The following is a 15,964-nucleotide window of genomic DNA, read 5'->3' on the forward strand; positions in this document are numbered from 1 at the left end:
TAAGCGGGTCAGTAGTCCCAGACAGCCGGCACGCAACGAAAGACATCGCCGTCCACCGCCACATGGCAGATAGACGGGAACGGCAGGTGAGTGGCCACCAGCGGCTCGCGGGTCGCCGCCAGCTCCCGCAAAAGATTGATCCGGACGCGGGCCGCCTCCTCGGGGTCGTGTTCGAAGCCGTTGTGCCAGTCGGGTTGGTCGAACCCGACCTGGAACACGGCGTCGCCGGCGAAGGTCAGCCGATCGCCGCCGGACGCCAGGCGGACCACGCTGTGCCCAGGGGTGTGGCCGCCGGTGAGCGTGACGACCACCCCCGGCGCCACCTCGTGCTCCGTCTCAAACGGCCGCAACTGGCTGTGGTAGTCGTTCACGAACCGCTTGGCCGCCCGCCGCAGCGCATCCGGGAACCCCGTTGGCATGGAGACGTGGGAGAAATCGGGCGACTCCCAGAACTTGAGCTCGGCGGCCGCCACGTGAATCCGCAGATCCGGACGCAGCCGGTCCTTCACCCCGTCGATGAGTAGCCCGCCGATATGGTCCATGTGCATGTGGGTAAGCACCACGTCGGTGACTGATGCGAGATCGATGCCGGCGGCCTCCAGTCGCGAGACCAACCGCCCGGCCCTCGGCAAGTGCAAGTCCGGGTCCATCCCCAGCCCGGCGTCCACCAGTATGGTCCGGTCGCCGCTGCGTACGACGACCACGTTCAGCGGCCACTCGAGCACGTCCGGCGGCAGGAACATGTCGTCCAGCCAGGCCGCCCGGAGGGCCGGGTCGACGTTGTATGCCATAACCGGGGCTGGTATCGGCAGCACTCCATCGCTGACCACCAGCACGTCGATGTCGCCGACCTGCAGCGCGTAGCGCGACGGAACCAATTCGGGCTCCGGTCTACCGTTGCTGTGCTTGGCGTTCAGGCTGTCGGCGCAGTGCTGGATCGAGGGGTGTGAAATGTTGTCCAAGCTCATGTTTGTCTCCTGCTGACCAGTCGTGCGGGTTTTTGTTTCTACCTGCGACATGATGCGCTCCTGTTTTGCGTGATCGAGACGTGTCGGTCACGAGCCACGTCGGGGACCCTATGGGGAAGCGTGTCGGCTATCGAGCTACACCTGAGGATGGGTCAGCCTGTGCTCTCAGTGGACCCCAGCGAGGATTTGGTGGTGAAGACGCTGGCATGAGGGAGTAGACGCTCTCGCCCACCGAACCGCGCCCCGCGCTCAGCGTTGACTCGAAGCCGTCCTCGATATCCGCGACGATGTGCTCTTTAGAGCAGGAAAGATCTCAGGAGGAGCTGCCGTTCAACTACGTCGGTGTAGATGATCGGCCGCTGGCCATAATGACATTTCCAACCGAAGAGGTTGCGCCAGGAACACTGAACAGCATCCTCGAGCATTCCGGACGCTTTCATATCGAAGGCTTGCGTGCGGATGGACTGCATGTGCCCAAAGGTGTCAGCCTGGCGGAATATGTAGAGGCGTAGAGCCGTCAGCCGAACCAGGGCTGGTAGCTATCACCGCGCGTTTCGCTTCGACGGCACGGCCTGGATCCCAGGGTCTGCGTTCCGCTTCGCGTTCGCTCCGCCCTAGGATGACGAAGACACGGAGGCCGAAGGCCAATCGCCAAGGCCGGTAGTAGCGGGAACGTCCCTTTCGTCATCCTAGGGCGGAGCAGGAGCGAAGCGACGTTGCGGAGACCCTAGGATCCATGCCGTGCCCCACGCGGCGGACGCCGACGGTGGAAACCAAGCACTCGACCGATGTGCTACTCCGCCTCGGCCACCATCTGCCGGCCACCGACCCAGTCGCGCCAGCTCTTCTCGTCGCCGTGGAAGACGTTGAGGTCGATGCGGCCCCTCACCCCGTGCGACAGGCCGGAACCGGAATATTGCCAGAACAGCCATTTGCGGTCGGGATAGACCTTTGACGGATGCGCGGCCACCGCGCGCAGCCAGAATGGATAATCCGGGAAGGCGCCGCGCAGGTTGTCGCGGTAGAAGTCGGGCGCGGTGTAGATGATCGGGCGCTGGCCGTAGTGGCGCTCGAGCTTGTCCATGAACACCTGCATTTTTTCCAGCACCTTTTGCCGCGAGGGGCGGCGCTTGCAGCTGGATTCGCCGTTCCACTCGACGTCGATCACCGGCGGCAGCGCGCCCTCGACCCGCGGCACATTGCGGATGAACCAGTCGGCCTGCTCGCCGGCGGTGCGGCACCAGTAGAAGAAATGATAGGCGCCGCGCTTAAGGCCGGCGGCGTCGGCATTGCGCCAGTTCCTGGCAAACATCGGGTCGAGATGATCGCCGCCGTCGGTCGCCTTGATGTAGGCGAAGTTGGCGCCCTGGGCGCGCAGCTTTTGCCAGTTCACATTGCCCTGCCAGCGCGAAACGTCGACGCCATGGACGGCAAGGCGCCTTGGCGAGGAGGACTTGCCGAAATTGATCGGCTTGGCGTCGCGAAAACCATAGCGCGTGACCGGCTCGGCAAGCATCGCCGGTGCTGCGCGTGTCAGCCGCTTCGGCGGCGACACCAGCGCGATCACCTCGGCCGGCGGTTCGACGCCCTGGTCGGGTACGTCCATCGCGACCGGCTGTTCGTCCTGCTCCTGGTCGGCGAAGGCTGGCGCGGCGTCGGCAATCGCCGGCGATGCAATCGGCGCTGGCGGCCGCACAACCGAGCTGGTGGTCTCGCTGGACGGCACTTGCAGCGCATCGACGCCGGAGGTCGACGTGCAGCCGGCAAGGCACAGCGCTGCGATCGAAAAGATGACGACGCCTGATATCCGCATCTGGACCTGTACGCAAAACACAACAGACCGAAGGCAGGACAACGCCGCCGGACAAACCAAGCTGGATTCCTAACAAGAAACTACCAACAAAGTTTGAATCGAATTGTTAGGGCTTTGCATCGGGACGCTGGTCCGGAGGTGCGCTATCCCCAAACGTTCGGCCACGTCGCTGCCTCGCAATGCCGCTTGACAACTCACGGCATGAGATTAGTCTTCACTAATCTTACAGTGTAAGGCCCGTACTTGGGAGGAAGTGATGCAGCCCGCCGCCCTGTCAGAATTGCAGCCCGTAGCCCCGCCGGAGCCACACTCGCCCGCCATCGGGATCGACGAGATATCTGGCGATCTCAGCCGCACCATCGAACGCGCCGAGGTCAAGGCCTGGCTCGATCTCTATCGCGCCGCCCCGGCAGACTTTGCCGCAAGGCAAGGCTTAGCCATCGCCGAAGATGGCGATCTCGTCTGGGCCACCTGCACGACGATCCCGTTCATCCATTTCAACTGCGTCAAGAATTTCGGCGTCGAGAGCGCGGCCACCGAGAGCCGGCTCGATGCGCTTCTGACGCATTATCGCGACGCCGGCATTCTGCGGCCCTGGTTCTACACCAATCCACACACCGAGCCCGCGACGCTCAGCTGCTGGCTCGAGGCGCGCGGCCTGCAGCGTCAGGGCGGCTGGGAACGCATCTTTCGCGACGCCACGCCATTGCCAGCGGAGCCGCTTTTCCCGACTGAGAACGTCTCGGTCGAGCGGGTGACGCCGGCAACGGCAAGGGAATGGGCGGGGTTCATCGACAGCCAATATCGGTTGCCGACTTCACCGTGGTTGCTGGCGCTGGCCGGCCGGCGCGGCTGGTATCATTACATGCTGCGGCGGGAAGGCGCGGTGGCGGCGGTGCGCTCGATGTTCATCGGTGCCGACGGCGTGGCCTGGAGCGGCATCGACGCGCCGGTTCCCGGCATCATGGCGCCGAGCTTCGACCTCGATGCAATGCTCGGCGAAGCGATGGTGCGCGACGGACTTGCGGCCGGTGCAAAACTGTTCGTGGCCGACATCGAGGCGCCGCACGCCGAACGAAACGGGCCGGCGTATCGCAACTATGCGCGCCTCGGCTTCAGGCTCGCTTATTTCCGCAGCCATTACAGCTATTTGCCGGCAAATTCCGGCTGACCGCTTCAAGACCCTAGCCGCACAGCCACAGCTTGTGGCAGGTCGTGGCCATCAGGTGGGCCGGCGGTACAAAACGATCGTTGACCGCCACATCATCGTCGGCCCGGCGGACCTTTTCCTCGAGCAGCGTGCGAAGTTCTGCCGGCTGCACGCGGTCGCGCTCCATCACCAGCTTGATCATCGGATCGCTCAAGAGCTCGTCCAGGGTGTTGATGCTGTCGTTCATTCCGTCGCCTCCTCGACTGCTGCCCGCACGCAATAGATAGGCAGCAATGATGGCCCGCCAATGACGCTTTGCCGGCTATCTCGTGTCGCTTCGGATTAAATTTTGTCCAGATTTCACCTCAAGCCGGAGGTGGCGCGCCTTCATATTGCGGCAGGCCGTCGTCGATCTGCACCCAGGGCTGCTTCGAGGCGGTCCAGATATGCATCTCAGGCCTGAACACGCTGGGATCATCGAGCGAACCGGTGGTGACGCCGATGATGCCGGCGGAATCGCGCCGGGAAAACATCGTCGTGCCGCAGCGGGGACAAAAGCCGCGCTTGAGATCGGGCGAGGAATTCACCGTCGCCAGCGGTCCGTCGACCGTCACATCGTCGATGCGGAACAGCACGCGCGCGTTGAAGGCGGCACCCAGCGCCTTCTGGCAGAGCCGGCAATGGCAGACGCGCTCATTGATCGGTGCCGCCTCGGCACGGTAGCGCACCGCACCGCACAAACATCCACCCTGATATATTCCCATCGCCCGCGTCCCTTCCCTGGAGGATAGGCGATACCTATCGATAGGCGTGGCACCGTCAATTGAAAAGCTTTGATGGCGCCATCTATAGCTGTGATGCGGCTGATGGGCGATTGACTCGATGCGCCGCGCCAAGGCCTCATCGACGAAATGCCGGCCATCTCGCGGGAGATGGCCGGCAGACAATTGATTGGGCGTCAGTTCGTTTCGTTGACGACCTCGTCCCAGGTCTTGACCTTGGTCTCGCCATTGAGGAACGGCAGCGCGGCAGCTGTCAGTTCCGGCGCGAAGAACACGTCGTAATGGGTGCGGTTCGGCAGGATCGCCAGGCGGTTTTGCGACAGGTTCTCGCGCATCCAGCCGGCGTCCTTCAACCCGCCGCCAAGCATCTGATAGAACTTGATCTCGTGCTCGGGCCGGTACATGTCGCTGTCGCCGAACACCAGCATCACCGGCATTTTTAGCTTCGGCACGTCGGCCGAATAGTCGTAGTCCTTGCGCATATAGGCGCCGAGCTGGTCCAGCAGTTTCGGAAAATCCTCCGGATGCGGCGCAACCGCGACGTAGGATTTGTACATCGGCGTGTCCTTCATCATGTCGGCCATCGCCGCGCCGACCTGTGCCTGCTGGCCACGCATCTCGGCATAGAAGCCATCCGCGGCGTAGCCGGTCGAGACCAGCACGAGGCGGCGCACCGTTTCGGGATGCTGGACGGCCATGCGGAAGGCGACGCCGCCACCCAGCGAATAACCCATGACGTCGACCTTGTCGTAGCCGAGCGCCTTGACGATCGCCGCCATGTCGTCGCCCATCGCCTCCAGGCTGAGGGGCCGGTCGCCGAGCGCGGTACGGCCATGGCCCTGCAGGTCGACGCCGATGACGGTGCGGTTTTCGGTAAGCTTCGGCAGGATCGGCGCGAACATGTCGGTCGTGCCGAGACCGCCATGCAGCAGAAGCAGCGGCTCGCCCTTGCCATAGACGGCGTAATAATAGTTCAGGCCGTTGATCGGCAGCAGGCCGGATTTTTCCGGCGTCGGCAGTGTTGCGGTTGCGGTCGTCATGGCGGGCTTGGCCTCCTCTGCGTTGATGGTGCCCGGCGCGGCAAAGAACGCGGCGGCCGAGGCGAAAATGGCAAAAAATATCGATCTGGACATATCAGTCTCCCTCTCCCGTTTGCATCAAAGTCGCTTTGCGACCTCCTCGAGCTGTTCGGCGCACAGGCCCCAGCCCTCGTGAAAACCCATTTTCTCGTGCTGTTCGCGGTCGGCGACCGACCAATGCGCAACCCGGGCGATGTAGCGGGTCTTGCCCGTGCCCTCGTCCTCGAGTGTCACAATCCCGGTCATGAACGGTTTGGCCGAAGGCTCCCACGCTTTTGTATAGGCATCGGTGAACACGAGCTTCCTGCCCGGCACGACTTCGAGGAAGACACCGGGGTTCGCAAACTCGTTGCCGTCGGGACCGGCCATGACGACCAGGCTGGTGCCGCCGGCGCGAACGTCCATCTCCGCGCGCGGCGTCGTCCACGGCTTCGGCGCGAACCATTGCGTCAACAGCTTCGGCTCGGTCCAGCAGCGATAGACGTTCTCGCGCGGCGCATTGATGATGCGCGCGAGAACCAGCTCGCGGTCCGAGTTGGGGGCGATGTCGAGCCTGGTGGTCATGATGTTTCCTCACATGTCGGTTTTGGCTTTCGTGTCTAGGACGAACCGACAAGACGCAAGCCGACACGGTCCGTGAAAAAATCCGCGGGACCGGCGATTCGAACGAGCGAAATAAAGTGGCTTCAGTGGCGCTTGGCTTGCACCAGATAGGCGTCAATCTCGGTCTCGCCGAGCCACTTGGCCGCTTCCAGCCGATGCAACCCTTCGACCAGGATGTGGCGCTTGCCGTCATGGCGCACCTGGATCGGCATCTTCATGCCGTTTTCCAGAATGTCCTCGGCTAGATGGCGGACGGTCTCGGGATGCAGCGTCTTCTTGCGCGCGGTCGGCACGTAGATGTCATTGACCCTGACCTTTTGCACTCTCAGCATATCGGCTCCCGTGGCGGACAACGCCGCCCTTTGTGAGATAGTCTGTTTGGCCGGCAAGGCCAAGGGAGCGGCCCGGCAATGGCTGGCCCGATCGTTTCCAATTGACGCTTGGCCGCCCGATGGCCGAAATGGCGGCCTTCGACCTTAGCGGTGTCCATGAACCATCTGCCGACCGAGTTTCCCGATTTCGGACTGACGCCGGAGCAGCGACGCGAGGCGGTGCGCAGCCATTACTGGGAATGGCCCGGTATGGATGGCGGGCGCGGCGAAATCTGGTGCTACAGCGACCGTCTTTCCTATCGCCCTGGCGAGATGGTGGCGCTGCATGTCAGCTCGACGGCCGCCAGTTTCGGCGTCGCGATCATCCGCGACGGCGGCGCGGAAGCGACAATGTTCGAGGAGGCCGGTATCGCGGCGCGCTGGCAAGATACGCCGGACCAATGTTCGGTCGAAGGCTGCGGCTGGCAAGCGTCGTTCGAGTTTCGCATCGGCGACGATTGGCCGTCCGGCGCCTATCGCGTCACGCTTGAAGCGGACGGTCGCGACGGCAAGCCGATCCGCGGCCATCATCTTTTCATCGTCGCGCCGCAGCCCGGCAAGAAGCCCGGCCGCGTGCTGCAGGTGGCGGCCACCGGCACCTGGCTCGCCTATAATACATGGGGCGGTTCCAACCATTATGAAGGCATCACCGGGCCAGGCCGTGACCAGTATGCACGAATGGTGTCGACGCAACGGCCGTGGTGCCGCGGCTTCGTCGTGCTGCCCAAGGACGCGCCGCGGGTGCCGCTCGAAGTCGCGGTGCCGCCGAAAGCCGTGCCGCGCTATCCGCATATGGAATGGGCCTTTGCCACCGGCCATTCGAAGAAATACGCCTCGTCAGGCTGGGCAAGCTACGATAGCCATTTCTTCCGCTTCGCCGAGCGTGCCGGCTACGCCGTCGATCTCGCCAGCCAGCACGATCTGCATTTTTCGCCCGACATCCTCGACGGCTACGACTGCGTCGTCTTCGTCGGCCACGACGAATATTGGACCTGGGAAATGCGCGATGCGGTCGACAGCTATGTCGAGCGCGGCGGTCATGCGGCGCGCTTTGCCGGCAATTTCATGTGGCAGACCAGGCTGGAGGACGAAGGCCGCCGGCAGGTCTGCTACAAATACCGCGCCCGCGCCGAGGACCCGGCCTATCGCGGCGGCGATATAAGGCGCGCCACCAATTCCTGGGAAGCGCCGGAAATCGGCCGGCCGGGTGCGGCGACCTTCGGCCTCAACGCGACACGAGGCGTCTATGCCGGCTGGGGCGGCTGCGCGCCGCGCGGCGTGCGCGGCTTTCCGGTCTACCGGCCGGAGCATTGGGCGTTTGCCGGTACCGGCATCTACTATGGCGACCTGCTCGGCGCCGACAGCCATGTCTATGGTTACGAGGTCGACGGGCTCGACTTCGAGATCCGCGGCGGGCTACCCTACCCCACGCCGGACAGCGGCGCACTGGACGGCCTGCAGGTGCTCGCGGTCGGCATGGCTGCCCAGGTCGAGGAAAGTGCCGACATTCCGTTCGAGGACCAGTTCCTCGGCGACGAGGATGGACGCTTCACCGCCGAGACGCTGTTTGGCGAGGCAAGCGACGCCAATCTCGACAAGGTCAAACGCGGCAACGGCATGATCGTCAATTTCCCGCGCGGCAAGGGCGAGGTGTTTCACGCTGGAAGCTGCGAATGGGTTGCCGGCCTGCTAAGGCAGGATGCGATGGTCGAGCGTGTTACCAAAAATGTCCTCGACCGCTATCTCGGAAAGTCATGACATGCTGAAGTCCCCTGCCCCGGAAACTCGCGAAGCCTCGCATCTGTTTTATCTGTCCAGCCTGCGCCGGCCGCTCATCGACCGCGCCGAGGGCATCTACATGTGGACGCAGGACGGCCGCCGCTTCATCGACGGGTCGAGCGGGCCGATGGTCGCCAATATCGGCCATTCCAACCGCAACGTGCTCGACGCGATGAAACGGCAGATGGACCGCGCCACCTTCGCCTACCGCCTGCACTTCGAGAACGAGCCGGCAGAGGAACTCGCGCGGCAACTGGCGGCCAAACTCCCCGAGAGCCTGGACCGCATCTTCTTTGTCTCCGGCGGCTCGGAAGCTACGGAATCCTGCATCAAGCTGGCGCGGCAATGGGCGGTCGCCACCGGCCAGCCCAGCCGCTGGAAGGTGATCACGCGCTTTCCCTCCTATCATGGCGGCACGCTCGGCGCGCTCGCCGTCACCGGCGACGATGCGCTGGCCGAAAATTTTATGCCGATGATGCAGGTCATGCCGACGGTGCCGGCGCCCATCGCCTGGCGCGACCGCGACAATCTTTCCATGGAACAGCGCGGCATCCGCTACGCCGATATGCTGGAGGAAAAGATCCTCGCCGAGGGGCCGGAAAGCGTGCTCGCCTTCATCATGGAGCCGGTCGGCGGCGCTGCCACGGCAGCACTGGTGGCGCCGGACAGCTATTATCCGCGAATCCGCGAGATCTGCGATCGCTACGGCATCTTGCTCATCCATGACGAAGTGATGAGCGGTGCCGGCCGCACCGGAAAATTCCTCGGCGGCGACCACTGGAACTGCAAGCCCGACATCGTCGCGCTGTCGAAGGGGTTGGGCTCTGGCTACGCACCGCTTGGCGCGCTGGCGGCACCGATGCGGCTGGTGCAACCGTTGCTCGCATCGGGCGGCTTTCAGCACGGCCATACCTATGCCGGCAACCCGCTCGCCTGCGCCGCCGGGCTCGCCGTACTCGGCGAAATGGACCGCCTCGGCCTGATCGCCAACGCGGCCGACATGGGCGAGCTTTTGATGGACGAACTGAAGGGATTGGCCAAGCGGTTTCCATTCATCGCCGACGTCCGCGGCAAGGGCCTGCTCACCGGTGCCGAAATGGTCGCCGACCCAGAAACGCTGAGGCCGATCGAGCCGGCAAAGAAGGCCACCCAGCGGCTGCTCGACCTCGCCTATGAGCGCGGCCTGATCATCTACGGACGCAAGGTCAAGGGCGGCGTCGACGGCGACAATTTCATGGTCGCGCCGCCGATGATCGTCACCGCCGCGCAGATCGGCGAGATCATATCCATCATCGGCGACTCGCTCGAAGTGCTGGCCGGCGAGCTCGACCTGCCGGTCGAAGGCTGAGGGCGAACCATGGCGCTGCGAAAAATCATTATCACCTGCGCCGTCACCGGGTCGGTGCACACCCCGTCGATGTCGCCACATCTGCCCGTGACGCCGGACCAGATCGCCGCAGAGGCAATCGCCGCCGCCGAAGCCGGCGCCTCGATCCTGCATCTTCACGCCCGCGACCCCAAGGACGGGCGGCCGACCGCCGATCCCGAGGTGTTCATGCAGTTCCTGCGGCGCATCAAGCAGGCGACCGACGCGGTGATCAACATCACCACCGGCGGCTCGTCGCTGATGACGCTCGACCAGCGATTGGCCGCGCCGCTCAGGGCCGAGCCGGAAATGTGCTCGCTCAATATGGGTTCGATGAATTTCGCGCTGTTCCCCATGCTCGACCGGCCGCGGGAATGGCAGCACGAATGGGAGCCGAAGCTGCTCGAGGCAACCCGCGACACGATCTTCAAGAACACCTTTGCCGACATGGAGACGGTGCTGGAGAAGCTTGGGCGTGGTTGCGGCACGCGCTTCGAATTCGAGTGCTACGATGTCGGCCATCTCTATTCCCTGGCGCATTTTCGCGATCGTGGGCTGGTGTCGGGACCGCTGTTCATCCAGTTTGTTTTGGGCATCCTCGGCGGCATCGGCGCCGACCCCGAAAACCTGATCCACATGAAGCGCATCGCAGATAAACTGTTCGGCGACGCCTATCAGTTTTCGGTGCTGGCCGCCGGACGCTACCAGATGCCGATGATCTCGATTGCGGCGGCAATGGGCGGCAACGTCCGCGTCGGGCTGGAGGACAGCCTCTACGACGGGCGCCAGCTCGCCAAGTCCAATGCCGACCAGGTCCGCCGGATCCGCGGCGTGCTCGAGGGGCTGTCGCTGGACGTCGCAACGCCGGCCGAGGCACGGCAGATGCTCGCGCTCAAGGGCGGCGACCGCGTGGCGTTCTGAGATGCGGCCGTGACCAATACAGCCACCAACGACATTGTCATCCGCCCCGGCCGGGTGGAGGACGTCGAAACCATCCACGCCGCACTCCTACGGCTCGGCGTGCATGTCGGCGCACATCAGGAGATCACCTCGACTGCTCAGGATCTCCGCACCTATGGCTTTGGCGAAAAGCCTGCCTTCTCGACCTTGATCGCAGAAGTCGGTGGCGAATTTGCCGGGCTGTGCCTCTATTTTCCGATCTTCTCGACATGGATGGGCCGACCCGGCGTCTATGTGCAGGACCTCTATGTCGAGGACCGGTTTCGTCGCCGCAGGATCGGCGAGCGCCTGCTGCGCCGGGTCGCGGCGCAGTGCCGGAAGGCAGGCGGCGTCTATCTCAGGCTGTCCGTCGACACCGACAACAAGACCGCCAAGGCTTTTTACGAACGGTTGGGCATTGGCTGGTCGAGCTACGAGCAGGTGCAGAAGATCGTCGGCGACGCCTTTTTCGCATTTGCCGATGCATCGGAGGAGCCAACATGAAAGCCTTCTATGCCGAAGAACAGAAGCGCCACGACCCGAAGGCGTTCCTCTCAAGCGGCGCGCCGCAGCCCAATCCCGAAAAGCCGGAGCGGATCGAGCGATTGTTAGCCGGCGCAAAGGCTGCCGGCTGCACGATCGAACGGCCTCGGGATCACGGGCCCGGCCCGATTGCGGCGGTGCATACGCCGGAATATCTCGATTTCCTCCAGCATATCTTCGCGCGCTGGCAGCGCATCGAGGGCGCCTCGGCCGAGGTCATCCCCAACATCCATCCGATCGCGCGGGACGGCTCCTATCCGGCCTCGGCGGTCGGCCAGGCCGGCTACCACATGGCCGACACCGCCTGCCCGATCTCCGGCGAGACGTGGCAGAGCGCACTGTGGAGCGCCTGGAGCGCGGTTGAAGCAGCCGAGGCCGTGATGTCGGGAGCGCCGGCCGCCTATGCGCTGTGCCGGCCGCCCGGCCATCACGCCTTTGCCGATGTCGCCGGCGGCTTCTGCTTCATCAACAATTCGGCGGTCGCCGCACAGGTTCTGCGCAAGCAGGCGGCGCGGGTGGCTATCCTCGATGTCGACCTGCACCACGGCAACGGCACGCAAGGCATCTTCTATGCCCGGCCGGACGTGCTCACCGTGTCGCTGCATGCCGACCCGGTACGCTTCTATCCGTTTTTCTGGGGCCATGCCGACGAGCGCGGCGAAGGCGCCGGTCTCGGCTACAATCTCAACCTGCCGCTACCGCGAAAATCCGGCGATGCAGCGTTCCTCGAAGCGCTGGCGGCAGGATTCCAGCGCATCGACGCCTTCTCGCCCGATGTGCTTGTGGTGGCGCTGGGGCTAGATGCCTTCGAAGGCGATCCGTTCGGCGGGCTGTCGGTGAGCACGCCTGGCTTTTCGCGCATTGGCGAGGCGATCGCGGGGCTCGGCCTGCCAACGGTCATCGTCCAGGAAGGCGGCTATCTCTGCGACGAGCTCGGCGACAACCTCACCGCCTTCCTCACCGGTTTTGGCGGCGCCCACAAGCGATGATCCGCCCGTGAGGCCCGCTCAGGATCGTTCCTGCCTCAGCATGGCGACAACGCAGTGCACGTTCTCCAGCGTCTCGTCGATCTCGGCTGAAGTGTTGTAATGAGCTATGCCGATGCGCACCGCGCCCTGCTCGGCCGGAATGCCGAGCTGGTGCACTATCTCCCAGGCGTAGTTGTGGCCGGACCACAGGAAGATGTTTTCGGCATTCATCTGCCGCACGATCGTCTCCGGCACGATGCCGTCGACAGTGAACGACACCGTCGGCACACGCTGATTTATCCGCTTCGGATCGGTGATGCCGTGAATGGTCAGGCCGGCAATATCCGACAGACCGTCGATCAACTGTTGAGTCAGCGCGTTCTCGTAAGCGATTGACACTTCGAAGGCCTTGGCGATTTTCCGCCGACGCGACCCTTGCGCGCCAGCTGCCGCGCCCAACTCGGCAAAATAATCGACAGCCGCCGACAGGCCGGCCATCAATTCAATTTGCGGCGTGCCGAGTTCGAAGCGCTCCGGCAGGGCATTGGACGAGCAACGGCATTTATACGGCTTCAGCGCATCGATGACGTCCAGCCTGCCCCACAAAATTCCCATATGCGGGCCGAAGAACTTGTAAGCCGAGCAGATCAGGAAATCGCAGCCGAGGTTTTGGACGTCGATCACGCCATGCGGCGCGAACTGGACGGCATCGACGTAGACCAGCGCACCAGCCTGCCTGGCGATGCCGGTCAACGCCTTCACCCGGTTGATCGACCCGGTGAGATTGCTGGCGTAGTTGAGCGCGACGAGCCGCGTCCTCTCGGAAAGCAGCGCGGCGAGTGCTGCCTGCTCGACCTGCCAGCTCTGCTGGTCGAAAGGCAGCCAGCGCACGACAAGGCCAAGGTCTTCAGCCAGTTGCAGCCAGGGTGAGACGTTGCCCTCATGGTCCATGCGGGTGAGGATGATCTCGTCCCCGGGCTTCATCGTGCGGCCGAGCGTTCGCGACATGTGGTAGGTCAACGTCGTCATGTTGGCACCGATGATGATTTCCTGCGGGCTCGCAGCGCCGAGGAAATCCGCCATCGCCAGATGGGCCTCGTCCACGATGTCTTGTGCCGCAACGGTGGTCTCGAAGAAGCCGCCGAGATTGGCATTGGTGGTCAGCAGGCAGCGTGACACCGCCTCCGCCACCGCCTGCGGCACCTGCGTGCCGGCAGGATTGTCGAGATAAATGCGCCTGCGGCCCCTGTCGGTCAGCGACAAGGCCGGAAATTTCGCGCGCACCGCGTCGATCCGGAAGTCCATGGCTGTTCCCCTCTCCTTATGACGATCGGACAACTACGTCCCGACGCATTAAGGGCACGGATTGCCGACACGCTGGTGGATCGCATCGACGGCTTTCTGCATGTCCTCGGTCCAGACCACGTCGGCGGAAGAGAGCGCCATTTCGAGTTGCGAAATGGTGGTGGCGCCGACGATGTTCGAGGTGACCAAGGGCCGGTTCGAGACATAGGCATTGGCAAACAGCGCCGGCTCCATGCCGAAGGTGCGCGCCAACCGGTTGTATTCGAGCTGCACCTCGGCAGCATTCGGCGTCTCGTAGCGCTGGCCGCGGTTGAACAATTGCGAGCGCGAGCCCTGCGGCCGCGCGCCATGATCGTATTTGCCGGTCAAATAGCCTTGCGCCAGCGGCGAATAGGCAAGCAGCGACACCTGCTCGCGCTCGCAGACTTCGGCAAGGTTCACCTCGAAGGTGCGGTTGACGAAATTATAGGCGTTCTGCAGCGAGGCGACGCGCGGGCCGAGGCCCTTGTCGGCTTCGGCAATGAAGCGCATGACGCCCCAGGAATTCTCGTTCGACAAGCCGAAATGGCGGATCTTGCCGGCCTTCACCAGTTCATCGAATACGGCAAGCGTCTCGGCGATCGGCGTCTCGCCCTCCGGCACGCCGGCGGTATCGGAGCGTCGCGGCACAGCGCCGATGCGGTTCGGATTGGCGCCCCACGGCACGTCGCGTTCCGGCCAATGGATCTGATAGAGGTCGATGTAATCGGTGTTGAGCCTGGCGAGTGACTTATCGATAGCGTCGAAGATATCGGCGCGCACCAGCTTGGACGGGCGGTCGCCGCGAAACCAGGTGTTGGCGGTGCGACCAACCACCTTCGAGGCGATGATCACCTGGTCGCGATTGCGCTTCTCCTTCATCCAATTGCCGATGATTGTCTCGGTACGGCCTTGTGTCTCCGCCTTGGGCGGGATCGGATAGAGTTCGGCGGTGTCGATGAAATTGACGCCGCGAGCAAACGCCAGATCCATCTGGGCGTGACCGTCCGCCTCGGTGTTCTGCTGGCCCCAGGTCATCGATCCGAGGCAGATTTGCGACACGAAAAGATCGGTCTGGCCGAGACGGCGTTTGTGCATGGAGTTTCTCCGGCGGGAATTTTGCGCGGCTGCGCGAGGAGGAAGCGATAACATACAGGAAAGCGCCGCCCGCTTCCAAGCCCACCGACGGCAGGCCAGGCGACTTTCCCAGAATGCCGGCGAACGGGGGTTATCCCTGCGGCTAACAAAAAAGCCGGACTGCATGTGCATGCAGTCCGGAAGTTCGCCAGGAATGGCGAGGAAAAGCCGGCCAAGTGCCGGCACTGAGGCCTACGGTCGAAGCACCGCAGAAGTTTCGCCGACACAGCCGAATTATGTCGAAAAAGATCAGGGCAGCATGGCTGCCATGCGAATGCTGCACTGCACAATTGTCATGATCTGCCTATACTGACGGCCGTGGAGGTTCAATACGGGGCTTGAATCATGGGATTCTTCACTGAAATGTTCGCTCGCCCGCGTCCGCGGGAACAGCTGCGCTATCGTGCGGCACTGGCGCTGCTCCATTCGATGAGCAATGCCGATCGCGCCGATATCGGCGTCAAGCCGGCCGATTTCCCGCGCATCGCCAGGGAAATGTCCCTGCGCTAAACAGCGCACCGTGAGATATCACGCCGCGGCGGGATATCTCACGAGCGGATCTCAACGCGATCCGAGGAAAATCGACTTGCCCAATGGCACGCCGTTGTGGCGCAGGATGTCGTAGGCAGTGGTCAGGTGGAAATAGAAATTGGGCATGGCGGCGTGCAGCAGGTACTGCATTCCCGCCATCGAAACCTCGCGTCCCGCAAGCCGCAGTTCAACCATCCTGTCATCTGAACCATCGAATTCGGCCGCCGAAAATGTCGAGAGATAGTCGAGCGTCTTGGTGAGGCGTGCCTGCAGATCGGCGAAGCTCGCCTCATTATCCTCGTATTTTGGCACCTCACGCCCGGCAAGCCGCGACGGCGCGCCCTTGGCGTGATCGGTGGCAATCTGCACCTGCCTGGTCAGCGCAAACATGTCCGGCGCCAGCCTCGCTGTCAGATACACCTGCGGATCGATCTTGCGATCAGCCGCATTTTGCTCGGCAATGTTCAGCACATTGGCTAGTGCCTTCAGTCTCGCCGAAAATACCGGCACGGATGCTTCATACATTGATATGGTCACAAGAAATCTCCACGCGGCCCGACTGCCGACGGCGAGAGGTAGCGCTTTCGCAGGGGGTTGTTCAAGCGTCACCAC

At 63.4% G+C, this 15,964-nt stretch carries 17 protein-coding genes and 2 pseudogenes; 8 read left to right on the forward strand and 11 right to left on the reverse strand.

The window, feature by feature from the left end:
• Positions 1–8 precede the first annotated feature (8 nt).
• Positions 9–1,019 carry an MBL fold metallo-hydrolase gene (locus tag NKG60_RS13370; RefSeq protein WP_352865843.1) on the reverse strand — a complete coding sequence of 337 codons (1,011 nt, stop codon included), beginning with the start codon at positions 1,017–1,019 and terminating at the stop codon, positions 9–11.
• Between the two features lie 236 nt (positions 1,020–1,255).
• Between NKG60_RS13370 and NKG60_RS13375 the strand changes: the two genes are divergently transcribed.
• Positions 1,256–1,480 (forward strand): hypothetical protein, encoded by a 225-nt coding sequence (locus NKG60_RS13375; protein ID WP_352974991.1) that lies wholly within the window; start codon positions 1,256–1,258, stop codon positions 1,478–1,480.
• A 281-nt stretch (positions 1,481–1,761) separates the two neighbouring features.
• Here NKG60_RS13375 and NKG60_RS13380 read toward each other — a convergent pair.
• A pseudogene (locus NKG60_RS13380) lies at positions 1,762–2,553 on the reverse strand (glycoside hydrolase family 25 protein); the annotation flags it as partial.
• A gap of 87 nt (positions 2,554–2,640) precedes the next feature.
• Positions 2,641–2,781: pseudogene (locus tag NKG60_RS32245) on the reverse strand (glycoside hydrolase family 25 protein); the annotation flags it as partial.
• Between the two features lie 256 nt (positions 2,782–3,037).
• Between NKG60_RS32245 and NKG60_RS13385 the strand changes: the two are divergent.
• Positions 3,038–3,952, forward strand: coding sequence for a hypothetical protein (locus NKG60_RS13385; RefSeq protein ID WP_352865839.1), 915 nt, complete (start codon positions 3,038–3,040; stop codon positions 3,950–3,952).
• Positions 3,953–3,965: 13 nt separating this feature from the next.
• Here NKG60_RS13385 and NKG60_RS13390 read toward each other — a convergent pair whose 3' ends face one another.
• The 5 genes from NKG60_RS13390 to NKG60_RS13410 all read right to left on the reverse strand — a co-directional run bounded on the left by NKG60_RS13390 (position 3,966) and on the right by NKG60_RS13410 (position 6,727).
• Positions 3,966–4,178, reverse strand: coding sequence for a hypothetical protein (locus NKG60_RS13390; protein ID WP_023717422.1), 213 nt, complete (start codon positions 4,176–4,178; stop codon positions 3,966–3,968).
• Positions 4,179–4,296: 118 nt separating this feature from the next.
• Positions 4,297–4,695 carry a GFA family protein gene (locus NKG60_RS13395; protein WP_352865837.1) on the reverse strand — a complete coding sequence of 133 codons (399 nt, stop codon included), beginning with the start codon at positions 4,693–4,695 and terminating at the stop codon, positions 4,297–4,299.
• A gap of 194 nt (positions 4,696–4,889) precedes the next feature.
• Entirely contained in the window at positions 4,890–5,846 is a 957-nt protein-coding gene (locus NKG60_RS13400) for an alpha/beta fold hydrolase (protein WP_352865835.1), read from the reverse strand.
• Positions 5,847–5,870: 24 nt separating this feature from the next.
• The gene (locus tag NKG60_RS13405; RefSeq protein ID WP_352865833.1) at positions 5,871–6,356 is read right to left on the reverse strand and encodes an SRPBCC family protein; all 486 of its coding nucleotides are present in this window, start codon (positions 6,354–6,356) and stop codon (positions 5,871–5,873) included.
• A 122-nt stretch (positions 6,357–6,478) separates the two neighbouring features.
• Complete coding sequence (locus tag NKG60_RS13410; protein WP_023674751.1) at positions 6,479–6,727, reverse strand: ParB N-terminal domain-containing protein; 249 nt, start codon at positions 6,725–6,727, stop codon at positions 6,479–6,481.
• 156 nt (positions 6,728–6,883) lie between these two features.
• Here NKG60_RS13410 and NKG60_RS13415 point away from each other — a divergent pair, with 156 nt between their 5' ends.
• From NKG60_RS13415 to NKG60_RS13435, 5 genes are read left to right on the forward strand one after another with little or no spacing between them, the layout of a single operon-like run.
• Entirely contained in the window at positions 6,884–8,524 is a 1,641-nt protein-coding gene (locus NKG60_RS13415; RefSeq protein WP_352865830.1) for a N,N-dimethylformamidase beta subunit family domain-containing protein, read from the forward strand.
• Between the two features lies 1 nt (position 8,525).
• Positions 8,526–9,893, forward strand: coding sequence for an aminotransferase family protein (locus NKG60_RS13420; RefSeq protein ID WP_352865827.1), 1,368 nt, complete (start codon positions 8,526–8,528; stop codon positions 9,891–9,893).
• A 9-nt stretch (positions 9,894–9,902) separates the two neighbouring features.
• Complete coding sequence (gene kce / locus NKG60_RS13425) at positions 9,903–10,832, forward strand: 3,5-dioxohexanoate:acetyl-CoA acetone transferase (RefSeq protein WP_352865825.1); 930 nt, start codon at positions 9,903–9,905, stop codon at positions 10,830–10,832.
• 9 nt (positions 10,833–10,841) lie between these two features.
• Positions 10,842–11,354 (forward strand): GNAT family N-acetyltransferase, encoded by a 513-nt coding sequence (locus tag NKG60_RS13430; RefSeq protein WP_352865822.1) that lies wholly within the window; start codon positions 10,842–10,844, stop codon positions 11,352–11,354.
• On the forward strand, positions 11,351–12,382 hold the full coding sequence (locus NKG60_RS13435; RefSeq protein ID WP_352865820.1) for a histone deacetylase family protein: 1,032 nt from the start codon (positions 11,351–11,353) through the stop codon (positions 12,380–12,382). Before NKG60_RS13430 ends, NKG60_RS13435 begins: the two co-directional genes overlap by 4 nt.
• 18 nt (positions 12,383–12,400) lie before the next feature.
• On the opposite strand, the gene NKG60_RS13440 is transcribed toward NKG60_RS13435, so the two are convergent.
• Together NKG60_RS13440 and NKG60_RS13445 are read right to left on the reverse strand one after the other, a co-directional pair.
• Positions 12,401–13,666 (reverse strand): cysteine desulfurase-like protein, encoded by a 1,266-nt coding sequence (locus NKG60_RS13440; protein ID WP_352865818.1) that lies wholly within the window; start codon positions 13,664–13,666, stop codon positions 12,401–12,403.
• A 48-nt stretch (positions 13,667–13,714) separates the two neighbouring features.
• Positions 13,715–14,782 (reverse strand): aldo/keto reductase, encoded by a 1,068-nt coding sequence (locus tag NKG60_RS13445; protein WP_352865815.1) that lies wholly within the window; start codon positions 14,780–14,782, stop codon positions 13,715–13,717.
• A gap of 384 nt (positions 14,783–15,166) precedes the next feature.
• Here NKG60_RS13445 and NKG60_RS13450 point away from each other — a divergent pair, with 384 nt between their 5' ends.
• Positions 15,167–15,331, forward strand: a complete 165-nt coding sequence (locus NKG60_RS13450) for a hypothetical protein (RefSeq protein ID WP_023674744.1) — start codon at positions 15,167–15,169, stop codon at positions 15,329–15,331.
• Positions 15,332–15,382: 51 nt separating this feature from the next.
• On the opposite strand, the gene NKG60_RS13455 is transcribed toward NKG60_RS13450, so the two are convergent.
• On the reverse strand, positions 15,383–15,889 hold the full coding sequence (locus tag NKG60_RS13455) for a DUF1993 domain-containing protein (RefSeq protein WP_352663333.1): 507 nt from the start codon (positions 15,887–15,889) through the stop codon (positions 15,383–15,385).
• Positions 15,890–15,964: the final 75 nt, after the last annotated feature.

It is taken from the genome of Mesorhizobium sp. M1428, assembly GCF_040317515.1.
GTDB lineage: Bacteria > Pseudomonadota > Alphaproteobacteria > Rhizobiales > Rhizobiaceae > Mesorhizobium.

Bases quoted from the DNA above. Each gene is read 5' to 3' on its own strand.
- NKG60_RS13370 (WP_352865843.1), bottom strand. From the start codon at position 1,019: ATGTCGCAGGTAGAAACAAAAACCCGCACGACTGGTCAGCAGGAGACA.
- NKG60_RS13375 (WP_352974991.1), top strand. From the start codon at position 1,256: ATGTGCTCTTTAGAGCAGGAAAGATCTCAGGAGGAGCTGCCGTTCAAC.
- NKG60_RS13385 (WP_352865839.1), top strand. From the start codon at position 3,038: ATGCAGCCCGCCGCCCTGTCAGAATTGCAGCCCGTAGCCCCGCCGGAG.
- NKG60_RS13390 (WP_023717422.1), bottom strand. From the start codon at position 4,178: ATGAACGACAGCATCAACACCCTGGACGAGCTCTTGAGCGATCCGATG.
- NKG60_RS13395 (WP_352865837.1), bottom strand. From the start codon at position 4,695: ATGGGAATATATCAGGGTGGATGTTTGTGCGGTGCGGTGCGCTACCGT.
- NKG60_RS13400 (WP_352865835.1), bottom strand. From the start codon at position 5,846: ATGTCCAGATCGATATTTTTTGCCATTTTCGCCTCGGCCGCCGCGTTC.
- NKG60_RS13405 (WP_352865833.1), bottom strand. From the start codon at position 6,356: ATGACCACCAGGCTCGACATCGCCCCCAACTCGGACCGCGAGCTGGTT.
- NKG60_RS13410 (WP_023674751.1), bottom strand. From the start codon at position 6,727: ATGCTGAGAGTGCAAAAGGTCAGGGTCAATGACATCTACGTGCCGACC.
- NKG60_RS13415 (WP_352865830.1), top strand. From the start codon at position 6,884: ATGAACCATCTGCCGACCGAGTTTCCCGATTTCGGACTGACGCCGGAG.
- NKG60_RS13420 (WP_352865827.1), top strand. From the start codon at position 8,526: ATGCTGAAGTCCCCTGCCCCGGAAACTCGCGAAGCCTCGCATCTGTTT.
- kce (WP_352865825.1), top strand. From the start codon at position 9,903: ATGGCGCTGCGAAAAATCATTATCACCTGCGCCGTCACCGGGTCGGTG.
- NKG60_RS13435 (WP_352865820.1), top strand. From the start codon at position 11,351: ATGAAAGCCTTCTATGCCGAAGAACAGAAGCGCCACGACCCGAAGGCG.
- NKG60_RS13440 (WP_352865818.1), bottom strand. From the start codon at position 13,666: ATGGACTTCCGGATCGACGCGGTGCGCGCGAAATTTCCGGCCTTGTCG.
- NKG60_RS13445 (WP_352865815.1), bottom strand. From the start codon at position 14,782: ATGCACAAACGCCGTCTCGGCCAGACCGATCTTTTCGTGTCGCAAATC.
- NKG60_RS13450 (WP_023674744.1), top strand. From the start codon at position 15,167: ATGGGATTCTTCACTGAAATGTTCGCTCGCCCGCGTCCGCGGGAACAG.